The organism is Ruegeria sp. A3M17 (assembly GCF_003318255.1).
Lineage (GTDB): Bacteria > Pseudomonadota > Alphaproteobacteria > Rhodobacterales > Rhodobacteraceae > Ruegeria.
Window position 1 is genome coordinate 155,123 of record NZ_QOCF01000040.1, and the last position, 17,391, is coordinate 172,513.

Genomic DNA, 17,391 nt, shown 5'->3' on the forward strand with positions numbered 1-17,391 from the left:
CCCTCTGCAAGGGTTGCCGAGTACACAGCTCAATCGGGAGAAGAACGAATGAAGATGTCCAAAAGATTGATAATTTCAATCACTTTTGCCTTGGGTTTCGGGGCGATAAGTTCATTGGCGGTTGGCGCTGAAAACGCACCGGGCTGCAAGGCATACAAGGACGCAACCTATTGCTCAACATACAACGTGACGGCGGTATTTTCCGCGAAGATTGCGACAAATGAAGACACTTCGACCCATGTTCTGGGTTTGCTTAGTGTTTCGAATAAGGCAGAGCAAGATATACGATTCTACGTTAGCTTTAAGCTTATTCAGGCGCTGGCAAGCATTGAAGAAGGCTTCACTCAAACAGAAGACTATCGTCAGTTTAAAAGCTCAGTTTTGCACCAGATGCTTGAATATGTATCCCTGACAGGTGATGAGATTAGGGTTCAAACCTATTTAGGTTGCTTAGATTTTTTCGTTGAACCCGAGGTGGATTTGCCAAGGAGCGCCAATGTTCCCTTGAAAAACTTGCGGCAACTCTCAGAGGATTCAAAACTACACATTAAGTGTATTGTCGAAAGTGACATTCCGTTTTTGCCGATGGAAGATATTGTTGAATTTGACGAATTCAAAACGTGTATGAATGGGTGATTGGGAGATGTTTTGTCCCTGAGTGAGTTGATATCTGGCTGGGCCAAGCCCGGCCGCGTTGATTGGATCGGTCTGCGGCCTGAACGTCGTGCGGAGATGGTCGCGGTTCAGGAAGGCATGATCTCCACCTATGGGCTTGATGGCGACCGGGGCCGCGCAGGCAAGCGGGCGGTGACTCTGATCCAGCATGAGCATCTGGCGGCGATTGGGTCGTATCTTGGGCAGGGACCGGTGTCGCCTGATATTCTGCGCCGCAATCTGGTGGTCTCAGGGATCAATCTAGCCGCGCTCAAGGGGCGTGAGGTGCAGGTGGGCGAGGCGATCCTACGCTTTACCGTGATATGCGCGCCGTGCAGCCGGATGGAGGAGGCGCTGGGAAAAGGTGGCTATTCCGCCGTGCGGGCGCATGGCGGGTGGTGTGCGGAGGTGGTGCGGCCGGGGCGCATAAAGCTGGGCGATGCGGTGCAGCCCGTTGATTGACAACGCGCTTCAGTTCTGAACATCAGCAAGGCATGGATCGTTTTAGTATTCCATACGCGCGGTCCGGGCAGGTCATCGGGCTGTTCGGTGGGTCGTTTGACCCGCCGCACCAGGGGCATGTGCATGTCACGCTTGAGGCGATGAAGGCGTTTGGACTGGATCGGGTGTGGTGGCTGGTGTCTCCGGGCAACCCCTTGAAGGCGCGGGGGCCTGCGCCGCTTGCGCAGCGAATGGCGGCGGCGCGCGGGCTGATGCAACACCCTGGGGTCGAGGTGACGGATATCGAGTCGCTGACAGGAACGCGGGCCACGGCGGATACGTTGGCCGAACTGCGGCGTCTTTACCCCAAAGTGCGGTTTGTCTGGATCATGGGCGCGGATAATCTGGCGCAGTTCCATAAGTGGAAAGATTGGCGGTTGATCATGGACAGCGTGCCTGTCGGTGTGATTGCGCGCCCCGGCGACCGGATTTCTGCGCGAATGTCCCCTGCTGCGCGGCTTTATGCCAAGTACCGCATAGATGGGCAGGCGCGGCGTCTGCTGGGCCGCGCCGATGCGCCCGCGTGGTGTTTCGTGAACGTACCGATGGTCGATGTAAGTTCCAGCCAAATCCGGGAGCGCGGCGGTTGGGGCGCTGAGGTGTTGCCGGAATAGCCCCATGCGCGCATAATCCATATCTGTGGTTGTGCGCATTTAATCTGTGAGATTTTATTCGACTTATGACTGATCGATTTTCTCGACGTGGATTTTTAGCAGGGCTGGGGGCGGCTTTGATCCCCTCTGCTGTGCTGGCCGATGCGCCTTTGGTCTCCTTGCGCCCTCAATTGCGCGGCGACGTACCGACCGGGGTCGAGCGGCTTGTCCAAGCGGCCGGGTTGCGTGGTGAGGTGGTGTTCGCGGTGGCGGATGCAACAACGGGCACGCAGCTGGAAGAGTTCAGCGGCGATCAGGGGCTACCGCCGGCAAGCGTGGCCAAGGCGCTGACAGCTCTTTATGCGTTGGATGTCTTGGGATCCGACTACCGGTTCGAGACCGCCCTGATGGCGGAAGGACCGATCGAAAATGGTATCCTGAAAGGTGACCTGATCCTTGTGGGAGGTGGCGACCCGCTGCTGGACACCGATGCGTTGGCCAATATGGCGGCGAATTTGCGTGAGGCTGGGATTTCCGAGGTTCAGGGTGCGTTCAAAGTATACGAGGGGGCGCTGCCTTATGTGTTCAGCATCGATCCGGGGCAGCCGGATCATTTGGGCTATAGCCCTTCCATCAGCGGCATATCGTTGAATTTCAACCGGGTGCACTTTGAGTGGAAACGTGAAGGTACCCGCTATGACGTGTCCATGGATGCGCGCAGCGCGCGGTACAAACCGTCAGTCGATGTGGCCTCTATGCAGATTGAGAAACGAAAAGCGCCTATCTACACCTATGAATCCAGCGCGCGGCAGGACCGCTGGACCGTGGCGCAAGGGGCGCTTGGTACTGGTGGGGCGCGGTGGTTGCCGGTGCGTAAGCCTGCGCTTTATGCGGGGGATGTGTTCAGAACGCTGGCGCGCGCGAATGGTATCCAGTTGGGTCGTGTACAGGTCATGCGCGAAGCACCGCATGGAACCCGGCTTGTGGTGCATCACAGTGATCCGCTGGACAGTATCTTGCGCGGCATGTTGAAGTATTCGACCAACCTGACGGCTGAGATGGTTGGTATGGCGGCCTCGCAAGCGCGCGGTGCAAATCTACAATCATTGGCGGATTCTGCGGCCGAGATGAACCGTTGGGCAACCGAGAAATTTGGCGTGACGGGGATCGCGATGGTGGATCACTCGGGTCTAAGCGATGCGTCCCGAATGGCGCCGGGCGCTTTGGTGACAGCACTGGTCGCGGCGAAACAAGCGGGCGCATTGAAACCATTGCTGAAAAAATTCACCCTTGCGGACAGTCAGGGGCGGCCTGTCAAAGATCACCCGATCAAGGTCGATGCCAAGACCGGTACGCTGAATTTTGTTTCTGGTCTTGGCGGCTTCATCACTACGCCGGGCGGCTCGGAACTGGCCTTTGCCATTTTCACCGCCGACGTCGACCACCGGGCCACGATCCCGCGCGCGCAGCGCGAACGACCACAAGGCGCGCGAAGCTGGAACAATCGCTCGCGCAAACTCCAACGCGCTTTGATCGAGCGCTGGGGGTCTATGGCCGGAAGCTAAGATCAGGTGGTGTGACGTGCCCGCGCGCCGCGTTCGATCGCGGCGGCATGCAGGCGATCAATGCTCAGCTCGTAACGAATTTCTTCGAGCAGGCGCAGCTCGGATTCCGCCAAAGAGCCGTCGGCGGCGGCCACATCACACGCCAGTGCATAGGCGGTTTCGTTCAGCCGTTCGGGCAGGTTGTCGCGGATCAGGCCAAACAGGGCGTCCAGCCCGTCCTCTTGTTCAAACAGGTCAAACACGGTTTGCGAAACGCGGCGGGTTCGGTCGATGTCATACTCGGCAAAAACCGGCAGCATATTGACCGCGCCTTCGATCTTGACCAACTCAGCGGTGCGAATGGTCTCGTCAGACGCAGAGATTGCAACCATGATCGCTACAAGGCAATCCTGAGGGGACATTGGGTGGGGTACTTGTTCGGTCATGGTGTCGTCCTGATTAGGCTTTCTGCGTCAGCACGATAGGTGGGCAAGCGGGCAGGTTCAACGGGTTTCGCTTTGGTGAAGCTAGAGAATGGGCAAAGGGCCGCGCGTTTTGGTTTGTCGCAGTACAAAATTGCTGCGCGTGTCGCGCACAAGCCCGGATTTCAAAAGCCGCTGCATAATGAAGTGCTCAAGCTCTTCCGGCGTCTTGGCATAGACTTTCAGAATGAAATCGTGATCCCCGGTGATTGAGGCACACTCGACGATCTGAGGTTCGGTTTCAATCAGGCGCAGGAACGCGTTGATGCTGTCCTCCTGATGCTCGCGCAAAGCCACGTGAACGTAGGCTATGGCGTTCAACCCAACAGACTTGGCGCGTACCTGCGCAGTATAGCCGGAAATGATACCAGCGGCCTCAAGGTCGCGCACACGCCGCCAGCACTGAGAAGCGGATAACCCCGTGCGATCCGCAAGGTCCTGCATGGATTGACGGCCATCCTTCTGAAGCTCTTGCAATATGGCGATATCGGCGGATTGAAGCGTTTGTCTCATAAATCATGACCCAATGATATGTATTTGCCAAATTACTGGAGTTTCGCCGTTAATCCAAACCAAATTTTTCAATCAGAGGGCGTATTCTTTTCATAAGGGAGGAAAAGTGATGCCCAAGTCGACCAAATACGCCGCAAAGGTTGCCGATGCACGCGGCCATATCGCGTATACGCCGGAAGAGGATGCTGTTTGGGCCGACCTCTACGCGGCCCAAGAGGAAAACGTTCAGCGCTATATGGCGCGGGGCTACCTGGATGGGCTGGAGCGGCTGGACCTGCCAAAAACCACCGTGCCGTCCTGCGCCGATATCTCTGAGCGGCTTTTGGACATGACCGGCTGGCGGGTCCAACCGGTGCCTGCGCTGATCGGGTTCAAGACCTTTTTCGGCATGCTGGCGGACAGGGTCTTTCCCGCCGCATCCTTTATCCGCTCACGCGAAGATTTCGACTATATCGAAGAGCCTGACATCTTTCATGAGATATTCGGACATACGCCCTTGCTGAGCGATCCCCGCTTTGCGGCTTTCAGCCATGCCATTGGGAAGGCCGGGGTACAGGCCAGCGACAAGGATTACTCCTGGCTGATCCGACTGTACTGGTTCTCAATCGAATTTGGTCTGCGTCGTCAGGATGGTGAGATCAAGGCGCTGGGCTCAGGGCTCGCATCTTCGCCGACCGAGCTTGTCTATGCCGTCGAGAGCGATATCCCCGATCGGGACCCGTTCGACATTATAACAATCCTGCGCACCCCCTATCGGATCGACATGCACCAGATGGGCTATTTCGTGTTAAACTCACCTGAGGAGCTGTTTGCAGCCGCCGAACGTGATCTGTTGCAGGACGTGCGCGAGGCTCAATCCCTTGGACTGCTGCCGAACAAGTTTCCGGAAAAAGCAACCGCAGCGGAGTGAACTGATTATGTCATTAACAGGAGAAACCTGCAGCTTGTCGGAACGTACTTGTGTGCCCTGTTCCGGCGGCGTCCCGGCTTTGACACGCGAAGAGGCCAACACCCACATGGCCGAGCTTTATGCTGATTGGCAGTTGGATGCAGATGCAAAGATGCTGAGCCGGCATTTCAAGTTCAAGGGCTTTGCCAAGGCAACCTATCTAGCAAATCTCTGCGCATGGTTGGCCGATCAGCAGGGACACCACCCGGATGTTTGTTTCGGGTGGGGATATGTGGATGTCAAACTGACGACCCATGAAATCGGTGGCCTGAGTGAGAACGACTTTATCTGGGCTGCCAAACTGGATCAGTTGACCGCTTAAATCGGCCAATCCATCAGGAAAAACAGCGCGCTTTATTGACTCATGCTGCACCGGCACAATAGGAGGGGTCGGTCGGTTGCATGGGGCGACCGGCACTGTTTTTCCCGATGGAGCAAATCTGATGTCTGAACTGCGTGAAACCGCGATGTCGTCCAAGGCCTGGCCTTTTGAAGAGGCGCGCCGGTTGCTCAAACGCTATCAGAAAGGGGCTCCGGAAAAGGGATACGTGCTGTTTGAAACGGGCTATGGTCCCTCAGGTCTGCCCCATATCGGCACGTTTGGCGAAGTGGCGCGAACCACGATGGTCAAGCGCGCGTTTGAGGCGCTGTCGGATATCCCGACCAAGCTGATCTGTTTCTCGGACGATCTGGACGGCCTGCGCAAGGTGCCCAGCAATGTGCCGAATCCCGAGGTTCTGGAACAGCATTTGCAACGCCCGCTGACTTCGGTACCTGATCCGTTTGGCACGCATGACAGCTTTGGCGAGCACAACAATGCGATGCTGCGCCGATTTCTGGACACGTTTGGGTTCGAATACGAGTTCTATTCGGCCAAGCATTTCTACGAATCCGGACAGTTTGACGAGATCCTGAAACGCGCGGTTGAGCGTTATGACGAGATCATGGCGATCATGCTCAAAAGCTTGCGCGAAGAGCGACAGCAGACCTATTCGATCTTCCTGCCGCTGCACCCCGAAAGCGGGCGGGTCATGTATGTGCCGATGAAAAAGGTCTGTGCTGAGACCTACACCGTGACCTTTGACGATGAGACCGGCAAGGAATGGACTGTTCCCGTCACCGGCGGCAACGTCAAGCTGCAGTGGAAGCCGGATTTTGGGGCGCGTTGGGCTGCTCTGGGCGTTGATTTCGAGATGTACGGGAAGGAACACGCCACCAACGAAAAGATCTATGACGCGATCTGTCGTGCGCTGGGTGGCCGCGCGCCCGAGCATTTCTCGTATGAACTGTTCCTGGACGAAAACGGTCAGAAGATTTCCAAATCTTCGGGCAATGGCGTGTCGATCGACGAATGGCTGACCTATGCGCCGACCGAAAGCCTGACGTACTTCATGTATCAAAAGCCCAAGACGGCCAAGCGGATGCATTTCGATGTGATCCCGAAAGCCTATGACGAGTATCATCAGCAATTGCGGGCGTATCCGGGGCAGGATCTGAAGGCGCAGCTGAACAATCCCGTTTGGCACATTCATGGTGGGAACGTTCCGGAATCCACCTTGATCGTGCCATTCGCGATGCTGCTGAACCTGGCATCTGTGTCCGGGGCCGAGGACAAAGAGGCGCTGTGGGGCTTTATCCGTCGCTATGCGCCCGAGGCCACGCCCGACACCCATCCTGACTTGGATCAGGCTGCTGGCTTTGCCGTGCGTTATTTCAACGATTTCGTCAAACCTACCCGCCAGCACCGCGCACCGACCGATCAGGAACGCGAAGCGCTGGAAGCGCTGAAGGCCGCGCTTGAGGCTTATGATGGCCCGATTGAGGACGAGGCGCTGCAGTCGGTAGTCTATTCCATCGGACGCGAACGGTTCGACCCGATGCGCGGCTGGTTCACTGCGCTTTATGAGGTGCTGCTTGGTGCCTCGCAAGGCCCGCGCTTTGGTGGTTTCATCGCCCTTTATGGCGTTCCCGAAACCATCGCACTGATCGACAAGGCCTTGGCCGGAGAGCTGGTCTGATTTGACCTGAAACCGCGTGGGGCTACTCTTTCAACAGGAGGTGGCCCCATGCGTCGTTTACTACTTGCTATATCACTCAGTGCCGGACTGGCCACGGGCGCGTTCGCCCAAAGTGCCGAGATCGAGGCAAATATTACGGCGCAGATACAGGCGTTTAAGGCAGATGATTTTGCCACTGCCTATACCTTTGCAAGCCCCAACATCCAGAGCTTTTTCGGAACGCCCGAGAATTTCGGAGCGATGGTTCGTAATGGCTATCCGATGGTCTGGAGACCTGCTGATGTTCGCTTTCTGGAACTGCGAGAGGTTGCTGGTGCATTGTGGCAGAAGGTCATGATCACGGATAGCAACGGGCAAGTGCACGTTCTGGACTATCAGATGGTCCAGCAAGAAAACGGCTGGAAGATCAATGGCGTGCAGCTTTTGGGAAATTCAGATCCGGCTGCATGATGCAACACCACCGTCACGGTGATATGAGCGGCGGTTAATCCCTATTCGGTACTCAGGCTTTTGCGTTCGGGCAGCCCCGGACACTAGGTTTGTGCGCGTGGTGACCTGCTGCGCGCGATTGGGAAAGGGATTTCTATGAACAAGGCAATCACCGACGGGATCGTCTTCATGCCACCTGCTTTTGCGAATGGTCTGAGCGTCTGGTCCAGAGGCGACGGGACATCAGGTTCGCCAACCTATAACGGGGCACCGAACGGGGCATTCGTTCCGGCGGATCCTGATTTCGGCGGTAGCCTTGAAATCCTGAAGGTGCAGGCAACCCAACAGCTGCGCTATATGGGGCAGACGCCCCTGATCCCGGGGTGCTATTTGCAGATCAAGGCGCGCGTCAAAGCCATCAGTGGTCCCTTGCCCCAGGTTCGCATTGCGGCCTGGGCTGGCGGGGCCGGCGACCAGCAAGTGGTTGGAGTTGTCGATCAGGGACCGGTCACGCAGCTTTCGGGCTATGGCACCGTACATGAAATCACAGCCATCGTTGGCAATGGTCAACGCTCGGGCGTCGACATGCCCTGGGGCGTTGCAGCGCTTTATGGGCATTTCGGTCTGAACATCGACGGTGCCAATGGGTCGCTCGTTCGGGTCGATGATATCGAGATCTCCGATGTCACCAGCATCTTCCTGCGCGAAATGATCAGCACTGTCGACGTGCGAGACTATGGAGCAATCGGCGATGGCGTCGTCGACGATTCCGTAGCGTTCGAAGCAGCGGATCAGGCAGCTGGCGGTCGCCGGATTTATGTCCCGAAAGGCACCTATTTGCTGACGCAGAACACGTCGATGTCGTCCGAGATGGATTTTGAAGGCACCATCACCATGCCCGACGACAAGATGCTGTTGCTGACCAAGAATTTCGACCTTCCGGCATATATTGCGGCATTTGGGGACGAAGAACTCGCGTTCAAAAAAGCGTTCCAGGCGCTGTTGAACAATTCGGATCATGAATCACTCGACATGGGCGGGCGCAAAATCTCGGTCACAGCGCCAATTGACATGGCCGCTGCCGTTCCGAACCGGCGGGGCGGGTTTTCCACTCGGCGCGTCATTCGCAACGGGCAGTTCGATGTCAAAAGCAGCGCGGCCTGGGATACCGAGACCTTCACCTCGGTCGCAACCTACAACCCGGCGGATTCGACCAAGCTGACCAATGTGGAGAACATCGCCAACATTCCGGTTGGCGCGCTGGTGCAGGGCAATGGTGTTGGGCGTGAAATCTATGTGCGCTCCAAGGATGTCGGCGCCGGAGAGATCAGGCTGAATGACCCGCTCTTTGATGCGGCGGGGACGCAAAACTTCACGTTCCAGTCGTTCAAATACCTGTTGGATTTCAGCGGTTTCAGTACGTTGCGCAAATTTGGCATGGAAGAGATCGAATTTCAGTGCAACGGTCGCAGCAGTGCGATCCGGCTTGCGCCGTCCGGCAGTACTTTTGCGGTGACGAATTGCTTTATCAGCCGGCCCAAAGATCGCGGCATCACCTCGCACGGGACCGGATGTCAGGGGATGCTGATCGACAATTGCCAGTTCCTGTCGACCGAAGAATCCTTCAACGTGTCCGACCGCAAATCCATCGCGTTGAATGCCAACGCAAACGATATCAAGCTACGGCACAATCGCGCCGTGCGGTTCCTGCATTTTGCTGTGCTGGCCGGATCCAACAACCTGATCTTAGGCAACCACTTTTTCCAGGGTGACAGCATTCCGCAAGGTATCCGCAGTGCCGGGTTGATCATGACCGGGACCTATAACAGCTCGACCATTTCCGAGAATTATGTCGACAACTGCTTTGTTGAATGGACCAATGAGAGGGATGCAAACCCAGTCTACACAAGCGGGTATTCCTTCAGTTCGATGACCATTTCGGACAACATCTTTTATGCCAGCGAAGTCGCGCCGTGGTTCAGTCAGATCGTCATTCGCCCTCATGGGGCTGGGCACTATCTGAACGGAGTGGTCGTGACCGGGAACAAGTTCCGTTCAAGTAGCGGTCGCATCGAACGAGCCGACCGCGTCGATACCAGCTTTGCCGATCTGAACCATTCCGCGCATCTGAACGTTATTTTCGAAGACAACACGTTCAACGGAATAAACGCAAAGGTGGAAAACCCGTTGCGGATCCGACGCTCGCAACAATCGGCATCCTCGGTTTGGACCATTCCTTCTGACAGCCGGTTGCCCTTTGGCGGTAAGGCACGCGGGTGCGATGCGGTTACGGTGTTGGGGCCGCTCAGAAATGCGGGCGGGCAGATCGTTCATGCCACGCCCTATGTCGAGCTGGAGCAGGGCGCAAATCAGGACACTATCCAATTGCGCTGGCCTTTGCCCGTCAGTGGATCGGTGTCGGCCATCATGCGTATGGAATACTAAGCGGCGCGCGCCACAGGCGTTCTAGAACGTATTCCAGATTGCCAGCCTGATGCCCGTATTTTTGCGGGCATCATTGCGCTCCAAGCCCAGAACCCATGTGGTGGGGCTGTCCTTGGTGCGGATCATGATCGAGGGCCTTATCCTCCAGTGCAGGGGGTGGTCGCTTTGATACGCGGTTTCGATCTGCAGCAGGGGGTTCATAAGGCGCGGGGATGACAGGCCTGCAGTAAGGTCCAACTTTCGATATATCGCATCATGCGTTCGAAATTCCAGCGCAGCGTCAACGGCGATCCAGCCATTGCCCCAGCCGGTTTGAAACCCTTTGCCGTATGAGAGCGTGGCTTTGTACAAGGCCCAGGCTCGCATCTGGCGATGATGGGCACCGATTGCAATCTCGGCAGCAAAGCGCCCTGCCTGTTCGAATTCGGCGACAGGCAAGCGGGCAAACACCAGAGCATGCCCATAAATGTCGCGGTGCTCTTCAACGTCCAGGCCAAGGGTTAGCTTCTCTCGCATCCCGTACTCGGCATAAAATGACCCTTTGTAGTCGTATCCGTAATCCGGTTCCTTAAACGCCGTAACGGCAGTCGATACAAAAGCTGCGCCTTTGTCCCGCAACCAAGCACCAGACCAGGCTGGCGAGGCTGCCAACAGCAAAATCAGAATGATCGAAACCCGGCGCATGCGCGCAGCATCTGTCAGCATGGTTAACGGATCGTTAGGATTTGGCTCAAATCTACAGGAACTTGATGCCGCTGAATGGCAAAGGAAACACAAGATCTTTTCAAAACCTATGTTAGGTTTGAAACAGATAGAGGAGAATCCAGATGCCGAAGATTGCCAAAGACACCAGCGTCCAGACAGTTATCACGACCTTTGAAATGACGCCCGGCACCTGCCAGGACCTGCTGGAAGCTCTGACGGATGCTTATGCGGAATTCATCTCGAAACAGCCCGGATTTGTGGCCGCGGGACTGCACGTGAATGACGCGCAGACCCGGATCGCCAACTATTCGCAATGGGAACGCCGCGAGGATTTTCTGGCCATGCTGCGCACCACGGAAATGCGAAACCGCAATCGGCAGATTAACGAGCTGTGCAAAAGTTTTGAGCCCGTGATGTATGAGGTGGCCGGGACCTTTGGTGGAGCCTGATCTGAATCAATGCCTTACTGCCTGTGATGGTGCAGGATTCAGGCGTGAAAACGGAGGTGCGCGTCATGTATCACAATATTCTTGTCCCCATTTCTTTTGATGCCGAAAGGGATATCTCGGGGCCGTTGAAGCTGGCCGAAATACTGGCGACATCGGATGCACAGGTCACGTTGCTGCACGTGGTCGAGCATATTCCGAGCTACGCCATTTCCTACATGCCGCCCGAGTATCTGGCCGAAGCTCGCAAGGCGCTGCAGATGGAACTGGACGCGCTTGCGGAAAAACTGCCCAACGCCAAAGGTGTTCTGGTCGAGGGTCATTCGGGCCGGACAATTCTTGACTGGGCAGTCGAACATAAGCCTGACCTGATCATCATGGCGTCTCACCGCCCGGGGATGCAGGATTTGTTGCTGGGCTCAACGACCAACCATGTAGTGCGCCATGCGGCCTGCGCCGTTCATGTGGTGCGCTGATCGGGCCAGATATCGGTTGGGGCAAGGCGCCATGCCTTGCCAAAGCCGCCGTTCAAAATCGCATCGGAAATGGTGAACGTGACAAACCCGAAATCGGTGAAGTCGGCATAGAGCTTGGCCTTGGGCCTCAGGCTCAGATACCGAGTTCGCAGCGCGGCGTGTTTCTCTGTCCCTCTGGCGACGAACTGCGCGATGGCATGCAGCGTCAACCTTGGGTGCGTCAACGGATCGCCTGTATCACCGGGTTCGCCAATCAACAGGGCACAGGCCGGATTGGCGGTCAATGCCCGGGTGTGGTCGGCCAGGGTTGAGATCAACGTGACAGGATGCCCCTGACCATCCGTTGCAAGGGCCACGCGCGACACAGAAGGTAACGTCGTATCGGCGTGCAACACGGCCAGCGCGCCGAACGTCGCGTTTTCAATCAGATTGCGGGCCATTTGGCAGGCTGTGTCATCAACTGGACGATACGGATCGGTGTTGGTCATTGGTGCCTTAGCCTTGGGGGTTCATTCGGGTGCAACATTATCCGCATTGCGACCAGTGCGCGAGGGGTCGTACAGGTCTCGATTTTGCCGCAAAGCCGGTTTAGGTGTCGGGTATGGTTCTCAATGATTCCGAGCAGGGCTCGAATAGGAAAAACCAAAGAGCCGCAGCGCGGCATCGGCGTGCGGATGCGCTGCGCAGACGGGCGCTGTCGCCTTTTCGTATCATTCTCATGATCCTCATGTTGCCCGCCACCACCGCTGCGATCGCGGTAGGTGTCTTTTTGCGGACATCGGAATTCGAAGGTCCCGATGCCCTTTTGCATCTGGTGGCCTTGGCTGGCTGCCAGGCCGCCGAAGCCTTGGTGCCAGGGCCGTACTGGGACGGTGAGCCGGGATACCACGCGCGCAACGATACGGATGGAGATGGTGTTGCCTGCGGGGCGACAGCTCCTCAGTTTGCACCCCCCCAAACGGCTGCGAATCCTCAACCGGCTGCGACGGCGCCTCAACGGCAGGTGGGTTCGGCCAAGTTCGTCCGGCCCTGATCACCTCGACCCGAAACATTCAAATCTATGCTATAGTGCACGTGACGCGCCGCTTCGGCCGTCAGTGGGGGATTTCGCCCTGAAAGGGAGAAAAGTCATGTTTGCACGTATTACGCAGTTTAAAATGAAGCCAGGCATGCGGGATGCTGCCGAGGCCAAAATGAAAGAATTGAAAGACCAGATTATGGGCATGGAAGGCATGCACAGCTTTACCAATGTCATGAATGAAGACGGCACCGGATTTGTCGTCGCAGTTGTCCAAAGCGAGGAAACATCAAACGCGAACGCGTCCAAAGTGGCCAAGCTTTGGGGACATTTTGCCGAGTTTCTCGAAGGTCCGCCATCGCCTGCAGGGTATGACGTCGTGGTCCACTGGGACAAGGGATAAAACCTCGCCCAGCGCTTGCCAAACCACACCCAATCGCCAAAATTGGGCTGATGACCCGCGATGAATTCAACGACTTTTGTGCCAACCTCAAAGCCACCAGCCATGTGGTACAATGGGGCAATGCGGATGTGTGGAAAGTGGGCGGCAAGGTGTTTGCGCTCTGTGGCTGGAACGACGGCAAGGATGCTTTCACTTTCAAAGCGACCGATCTGGCTTTTGAGGTGCTGGGCAGCGAACCTGGCATCCGCCCAGCGCCTTATCTGGCGTCACGGGGCATGAAATGGCTGCAGGTCTATGACCAACGCGGGATGAGCGATGCGTCGCTGCGCGAGCATATCGTGACGTCCTACGAGTTGGTCGTGGCCAAGCTGACCAAGAAATTGCGGGCGGAATTGAGTGTTTAGCCCTTCATCGCCTGCAGCAATTCCAGCAGTTGTTTTCGGTCGCCGTCATCCGTGTAGTCACCGGTAGCCAGACGCTCGGCAATGCGCAGGCGCAGGCGTTCCTGCTGGGTGCGCACCTCTTCGCCCGCGGTCTCAGCTAGAGTTTTCATGATCATCGCCACCGCCTGTTGCCGCTTGGTAGTGGGGTTGGCGATATAGTCGACAAGGCTCTGCTGCCCGGAATCGAGGATGTTTTCGGCCAGATCACGCAGTTGATCGCCATTGGGCAGCAGCGGGGCAGGGGCGCTCTCGGGCGGTAGGATTTCTGGTACGCTGCGCGGGGTCTCGGCCAGCGCATTTGCGCCGTCTACAAAGGCCTCGGTGATCATTCGCGTGATCTTGATGGCGCGCGGGTCCTTGAACAGGGCCGAGGCGATGGCCACGCCGTAATCCGTATAGACCCACGGATTGACCCGCCGCCCGCCGCGGCCTTTGGGTTTTGAGATCACATTCTGTGATTGCAAATTGGCGACCTCGGCATCGGTCAGCTGAAAGCGGTAACCCTCGAACAGGTCCTTGTTGCGCGACACGGCCTGATTGAAGGCGCTGACGGATTTTCCGTAGAACTGCGCCAGATCCTCGGCCAGCACCACGCGGGTGCCGCGCACCCGGTGAATGGCGCTTTGGACCTCATGCGTGCTGGGTAGGGTGTTGGAGTTTGTCATAGCAGCCGTTTGGAATCACAATTTGTGATTTCAAACGTGGAGGAGAGAGCGCTGGGCTGCAAGTTTGAAGTTTGGGGGAGCGGGCTTGCCACAGCAGCAGAGTTGGTGATCGCACCCGTCATCGCGTTGCCAGAAATTGTCTCCTGTTCAAGCAATAGCTTTTTTTGTGATCTGGGTTATCACCCAGGAAGTGCGTGTCACGTGGCAAAGGAATCCAATCTCGTTGCCTGTAACTCCACAAACTGGGCCAGTTGTCGTCATCGCAAGCAAAACCGTGAGCGTTTCTGTTAAATGACAAACCTTCCCCGGCAGATCTGAAGAACGAAGACTGCTCTACTATAAGCAATCCTGCATCCTCCGCTTTTGATGTCATCTGGGCTGCTACAATTGCATTCTCAATTATTGCGGGGACCAAAGCGGCCAAAACAGCACCTGCAACTAAGGCCAATACCCGGCTAACTCCTCTACTCATAAACGCTATAGCCAGCGTTCCCGCCATGATTGTTGCAGCACCGAATAAATAAATGAAAAGCTGGGCTTCGAAGAGGGTCGGGAAGGCTAAGTACCAAACAAATGGCCAAACAAGCAGCGTCAGGAAATAAAGAAATGGTTCTCCGGCTCCGTCACCAAAGAACAGAACTGCAGTGGCTGAAAACACGGACAAAAGAACAAAGATCGATCGAGTGACTGTCGGCTTTCGCATCCCAGTCAAAATACTAACCCATACCCAAAGTGTTGATACGCCGACAACAAGAGAAAGAAGGAGAAAACCAATCATAGTACCAATAAATCAATATCTTTTTCAGAAGTCCTTAAAAGGCCAATTCCCAATACTCGAGAAACTTCCAAGTCCCTCAGTTAACACAGTGCTCACCGCTTCCGTCTCTTAACATTCCCACCCCGCTGGCCCGGCCTTCCAGCCGTTGACCGACCACGAGATTTCACGGCATCTTCTGAGGCTTTCTCGACCGCCCATTGGCGCGCCATGGGGTCGTCGGCGATGGCCAGATCGACCGCTTCCAGACGTTTGATCTCATCCCGAACATTCGCGGCCTCTTCGAATTCCAGGTTCTCGGCGGCTTTGCGCATCTTGTCGCGCAGCCCGTCCAGATGGGCCTCGAGATTGGCGCCGTGCATCGGTTTGTCGATGGTGGCGGTGACGCGGTTCATATCTACATCGCCCTTATAAAGACCAGCCAGAACATCCTCGACATTCTTTTGCACGGTCGCAGGGGTGATGCCGTGTTCCTCGTTATAGGCGATCTGTTTGGCGCGGCGGCGGTTGGTTTCATCCAGTGCGCGCTCCATGGATCCGGTGATCTTGTCGGCATACATGATCACCCGCCCGTCGGCGTTCCGCGCGGCGCGGCCGATGGTCTGAACCAATGAGGTCTCGGACCGCAGGAAGCCCTCCTTATCGGCGTCCAGAATGGCGACCAGCCCGCATTCGGGGATGTCGAGCCCTTCGCGCAGCAGGTTGATGCCGATCAGCACGTCGAACGCGCCCAACCGCAGGTCGCGCAGGATTTCGATGCGTTCCAGCGTGTCGATATCCGAGTGCATGTAGCGGACTCTGATGCCCTGTTCGTGCATATATTCGGTCAGGTCCTCGGCCATGCGTTTGGTCAACGTTGTGACCAGCGTGCGATAGCCATCGGCGGCGACCTTGCGCACCTCGTCCAGCAGGTCGTCGACCTGCATGCCGACAGGGCGGATTTCAACCTCTGGATCCAAGAGCCCGGTGGGGCGGATCACCTGTTCGGTAAAGACACCGCCGGTCTGTTCGATCTCCCATTTCGCCGGGGTGGCCGAGACGAAGACGGATTGCGGGCGCATGGCGTCCCACTCCTCAAACTTGAGGGGGCGGTTGTCCATGCAGGACGGCAGGCGGAACCCGTGTTCGGCCAGCGTAAATTTGCGTCGATAGTCGCCCCGGTACATGCCGCCGATCTGCGGCACGCTAACGTGGGATTCATCGGCGAAGACAATGGCGTTATCGGGGATAAACTCGAACAGGGTGGGGGGCGGTTCGCCCGGCGCGCGTCCCGTTAGATAGCGCGAATAGTTTTCGATCCCGTTGCAGACGCCCGTGGCTTCGAGCATTTCCAGATCGAAGTTGCAGCGCTGTTCCAGTCGTTGCGCCTCTAGCAGCTTGCCCTCGCCAACCAGTTGGTCGAGGCGCATCCGCAACTCCTTTTTGATGCCGATAACCGCCTGCTGCATCGTTGGTTTCGGCGTCACGTAGTGCGAGTTCGCGTAGACCCGCACCTGCTCCATGGTCGCTGCGCGCTCGCCGGTCAGCGGGTCGAATTCGGTGATCTGTTCCAGCTCCTCGCCGAAGAACGAGAACTTCCAGGCGCGATCCTCAAGGTGTGCGGGCCAGATTTCCAGTGAATCGCCGCGCACACGGAACGAGCCGCGCTGAAATGCCTGATCGTTGCGGCGGTATTGCTGGGCCACCAGATCGGCCATCACCTGCCGTTGGTCGTATTCGTTGCCGACTTTCAGGTCCTGCGTCATCGCGCCGTAAGTTTCGACCGAGCCAATACCGTAGATACACGAGACCGACGCGACAATGATCACATCATCGCGTTCCAACAACGACCGCGTGGCCGAGTGGCGCATCCGGTCGATCTGTTCGTTGATCTGGGATTCTTTCTCGATATAGGTGTCCGACCGCGCGACATAGGCCTCTGGCTGGTAATAGTCGTAGTAGGAGACGAAGTATTCGACCGAGTTTTCGGGGAAGAACCCTTTGAATTCCCCGTAAAGCTGGGCCGCCAGTGTCTTGTTGGGCGCAAGGATGATCGCAGGGCGCTGGGTTTCTTCGATCACTTTGGCCATAGTGAACGTCTTGCCGGTTCCCGTCGCGCCCAGCAGAACCTGTTCTCTTTCGCCGTCAAAGATACCGTTGGTCAGTTCCTTGATCGCAGTTGGCTGATCACCGGCAGGCGCGAACTCGGTATGCATGACGAACTGCTTGCCGCCTTCGAGTTTCAGGCGCGCGCGAACGTCATCAGCGGTCAGCTGTGTCTTGTCGGAATGGGCATAGGGCATTGGCAGGCTCCGGGTCAGGCCCTTACATTTGTTCTTATTTTGTCCAACTG

At 56.8% G+C, this 17,391-nt stretch carries 21 protein-coding genes; 14 read left to right on the forward strand and 7 right to left on the reverse strand.

The genetic code is table 11. The annotated features are described in order from the left end of the window. The first annotated feature begins 48 nt into the window (after nt 1-48). The 4 genes from DS906_RS21790 to dacB all read left to right on the forward strand — a co-directional run bounded on the left by DS906_RS21790 (nt 49) and on the right by dacB (nt 3,313). A complete protein-coding gene (locus DS906_RS21790; protein WP_113792134.1) occupies nt 49-636 on the forward strand; it encodes a hypothetical protein in 588 nt (195 codons plus the stop codon). Next, nucleotides 637-1,116 carry an MOSC domain-containing protein gene (locus DS906_RS21795; RefSeq protein WP_199528624.1) on the forward strand — a complete coding sequence of 160 codons (480 nt, stop codon included), beginning with the start codon at nt 637-639 and terminating at the stop codon, nt 1,114-1,116. Nucleotides 1,117-1,148: 32 nt separating this feature from the next. Further along, nucleotides 1,149-1,769 (forward strand): nicotinate-nucleotide adenylyltransferase, encoded by a 621-nt coding sequence (locus DS906_RS21800; RefSeq protein ID WP_113792135.1) that lies wholly within the window; start codon nt 1,149-1,151, stop codon nt 1,767-1,769. Nucleotides 1,770-1,834: 65 nt separating this feature from the next. Then, complete coding sequence (dacB, locus tag DS906_RS21805; protein WP_113792136.1) at nt 1,835-3,313, forward strand: D-alanyl-D-alanine carboxypeptidase/D-alanyl-D-alanine-endopeptidase; 1,479 nt, start codon at nt 1,835-1,837, stop codon at nt 3,311-3,313. 2 nt (nt 3,314-3,315) lie between these two features. On the opposite strand, the gene DS906_RS21810 is transcribed toward dacB, so the two are convergent. Next, a complete protein-coding gene (locus DS906_RS21810; protein ID WP_058273455.1) occupies nt 3,316-3,738 on the reverse strand; it encodes a tellurite resistance TerB family protein in 423 nt (140 codons plus the stop codon). A gap of 81 nt (nt 3,739-3,819) precedes the next feature. Beyond that, nucleotides 3,820-4,287, reverse strand: coding sequence for an Lrp/AsnC family transcriptional regulator (locus tag DS906_RS21815; RefSeq protein WP_113792137.1), 468 nt, complete (start codon nt 4,285-4,287; stop codon nt 3,820-3,822). Nucleotides 4,288-4,396: 109 nt separating this feature from the next. On the opposite strand from DS906_RS21815, the gene phhA reads away from it, so the two are divergent. From phhA to DS906_RS21840, 5 genes are all read left to right on the forward strand, one after another. Beyond that, nucleotides 4,397-5,197 (forward strand): phenylalanine 4-monooxygenase, encoded by an 801-nt coding sequence (phhA, locus tag DS906_RS21820; RefSeq protein WP_113792138.1) that lies wholly within the window; start codon nt 4,397-4,399, stop codon nt 5,195-5,197. A 34-nt stretch (nt 5,198-5,231) separates the two neighbouring features. Beyond that, the gene (locus DS906_RS21825) at nt 5,232-5,558 is read left to right on the forward strand and encodes a 4a-hydroxytetrahydrobiopterin dehydratase (RefSeq protein ID WP_233494880.1); all 327 of its coding nucleotides are present in this window, start codon (nt 5,232-5,234) and stop codon (nt 5,556-5,558) included. 121 nt (nt 5,559-5,679) lie between these two features. Then, nucleotides 5,680-7,254, forward strand: coding sequence for a lysine--tRNA ligase (locus DS906_RS21830; RefSeq protein WP_113792181.1), 1,575 nt, complete (start codon nt 5,680-5,682; stop codon nt 7,252-7,254). A 48-nt stretch (nt 7,255-7,302) separates the two neighbouring features. After that, on the forward strand, nt 7,303-7,704 hold the full coding sequence (locus DS906_RS21835; protein WP_113792140.1) for a DUF4864 domain-containing protein: 402 nt from the start codon (nt 7,303-7,305) through the stop codon (nt 7,702-7,704). Between the two features lie 135 nt (nt 7,705-7,839). Then, nucleotides 7,840-10,128: a glycosyl hydrolase family 28-related protein gene (locus DS906_RS21840; RefSeq protein ID WP_113792141.1), complete on the forward strand. Its 2,289-nt coding sequence runs from the start codon at nt 7,840-7,842 to the stop codon at nt 10,126-10,128. 21 nt (nt 10,129-10,149) lie between these two features. Here DS906_RS21840 and DS906_RS21845 read toward each other — a convergent pair whose 3' ends face one another. Further along, a complete protein-coding gene (locus tag DS906_RS21845; RefSeq protein WP_233494881.1) occupies nt 10,150-10,833 on the reverse strand; it encodes a hypothetical protein in 684 nt (227 codons plus the stop codon). 122 nt (nt 10,834-10,955) lie between these two features. Between DS906_RS21845 and DS906_RS21850 the strand changes: the two genes are divergently transcribed. Together DS906_RS21850 and DS906_RS21855 are read left to right on the forward strand one after the other, a co-directional pair. Beyond that, entirely contained in the window at nt 10,956-11,282 is a 327-nt protein-coding gene (locus tag DS906_RS21850) for an antibiotic biosynthesis monooxygenase (protein WP_058273448.1), read from the forward strand. A gap of 65 nt (nt 11,283-11,347) precedes the next feature. Continuing rightward, a complete protein-coding gene (locus tag DS906_RS21855; RefSeq protein ID WP_108860159.1) occupies nt 11,348-11,755 on the forward strand; it encodes a universal stress protein in 408 nt (135 codons plus the stop codon). Here DS906_RS21855 and DS906_RS21860 read toward each other — a convergent pair. Beyond that, complete coding sequence (locus tag DS906_RS21860; RefSeq protein WP_113792142.1) at nt 11,740-12,243, reverse strand: HugZ family protein; 504 nt, start codon at nt 12,241-12,243, stop codon at nt 11,740-11,742. The two genes, DS906_RS21855 and DS906_RS21860, sit on opposite strands and share 16 nt — an antisense overlap. Before the next feature lie 113 nt (nt 12,244-12,356). Here DS906_RS21860 and DS906_RS21865 point away from each other — a divergent pair, with 113 nt between their 5' ends. From DS906_RS21865 to DS906_RS21875, 3 genes are all read left to right on the forward strand, one after another. Beyond that, nucleotides 12,357-12,788 carry an excalibur calcium-binding domain-containing protein gene (locus tag DS906_RS21865; RefSeq protein ID WP_113792143.1) on the forward strand — a complete coding sequence of 144 codons (432 nt, stop codon included), beginning with the start codon at nt 12,357-12,359 and terminating at the stop codon, nt 12,786-12,788. 97 nt (nt 12,789-12,885) lie between these two features. After that, complete coding sequence (locus tag DS906_RS21870; protein WP_113792144.1) at nt 12,886-13,176, forward strand: antibiotic biosynthesis monooxygenase; 291 nt, start codon at nt 12,886-12,888, stop codon at nt 13,174-13,176. A gap of 50 nt (nt 13,177-13,226) precedes the next feature. Next, nucleotides 13,227-13,580 carry an MmcQ/YjbR family DNA-binding protein gene (locus tag DS906_RS21875; protein WP_113792145.1) on the forward strand — a complete coding sequence of 118 codons (354 nt, stop codon included), beginning with the start codon at nt 13,227-13,229 and terminating at the stop codon, nt 13,578-13,580. Here the strand turns inward: DS906_RS21875 and DS906_RS21880 are convergent. From DS906_RS21880 to uvrB, 3 genes are all read right to left on the reverse strand, one after another. Continuing rightward, nucleotides 13,577-14,284 (reverse strand): ORF6N domain-containing protein, encoded by a 708-nt coding sequence (locus tag DS906_RS21880; protein ID WP_113792146.1) that lies wholly within the window; start codon nt 14,282-14,284, stop codon nt 13,577-13,579. The genes DS906_RS21875 and DS906_RS21880 overlap by 4 nt on opposite strands. A gap of 118 nt (nt 14,285-14,402) precedes the next feature. Next, complete coding sequence (locus DS906_RS21885; protein ID WP_113792147.1) at nt 14,403-15,062, reverse strand: hypothetical protein; 660 nt, start codon at nt 15,060-15,062, stop codon at nt 14,403-14,405. Nucleotides 15,063-15,154: 92 nt separating this feature from the next. Continuing rightward, nucleotides 15,155-17,341, reverse strand: coding sequence for an excinuclease ABC subunit UvrB (uvrB, locus tag DS906_RS21890; RefSeq protein WP_113792148.1), 2,187 nt, complete (start codon nt 17,339-17,341; stop codon nt 15,155-15,157). Between the last annotated feature and the right edge of the window lie 50 nt (nt 17,342-17,391).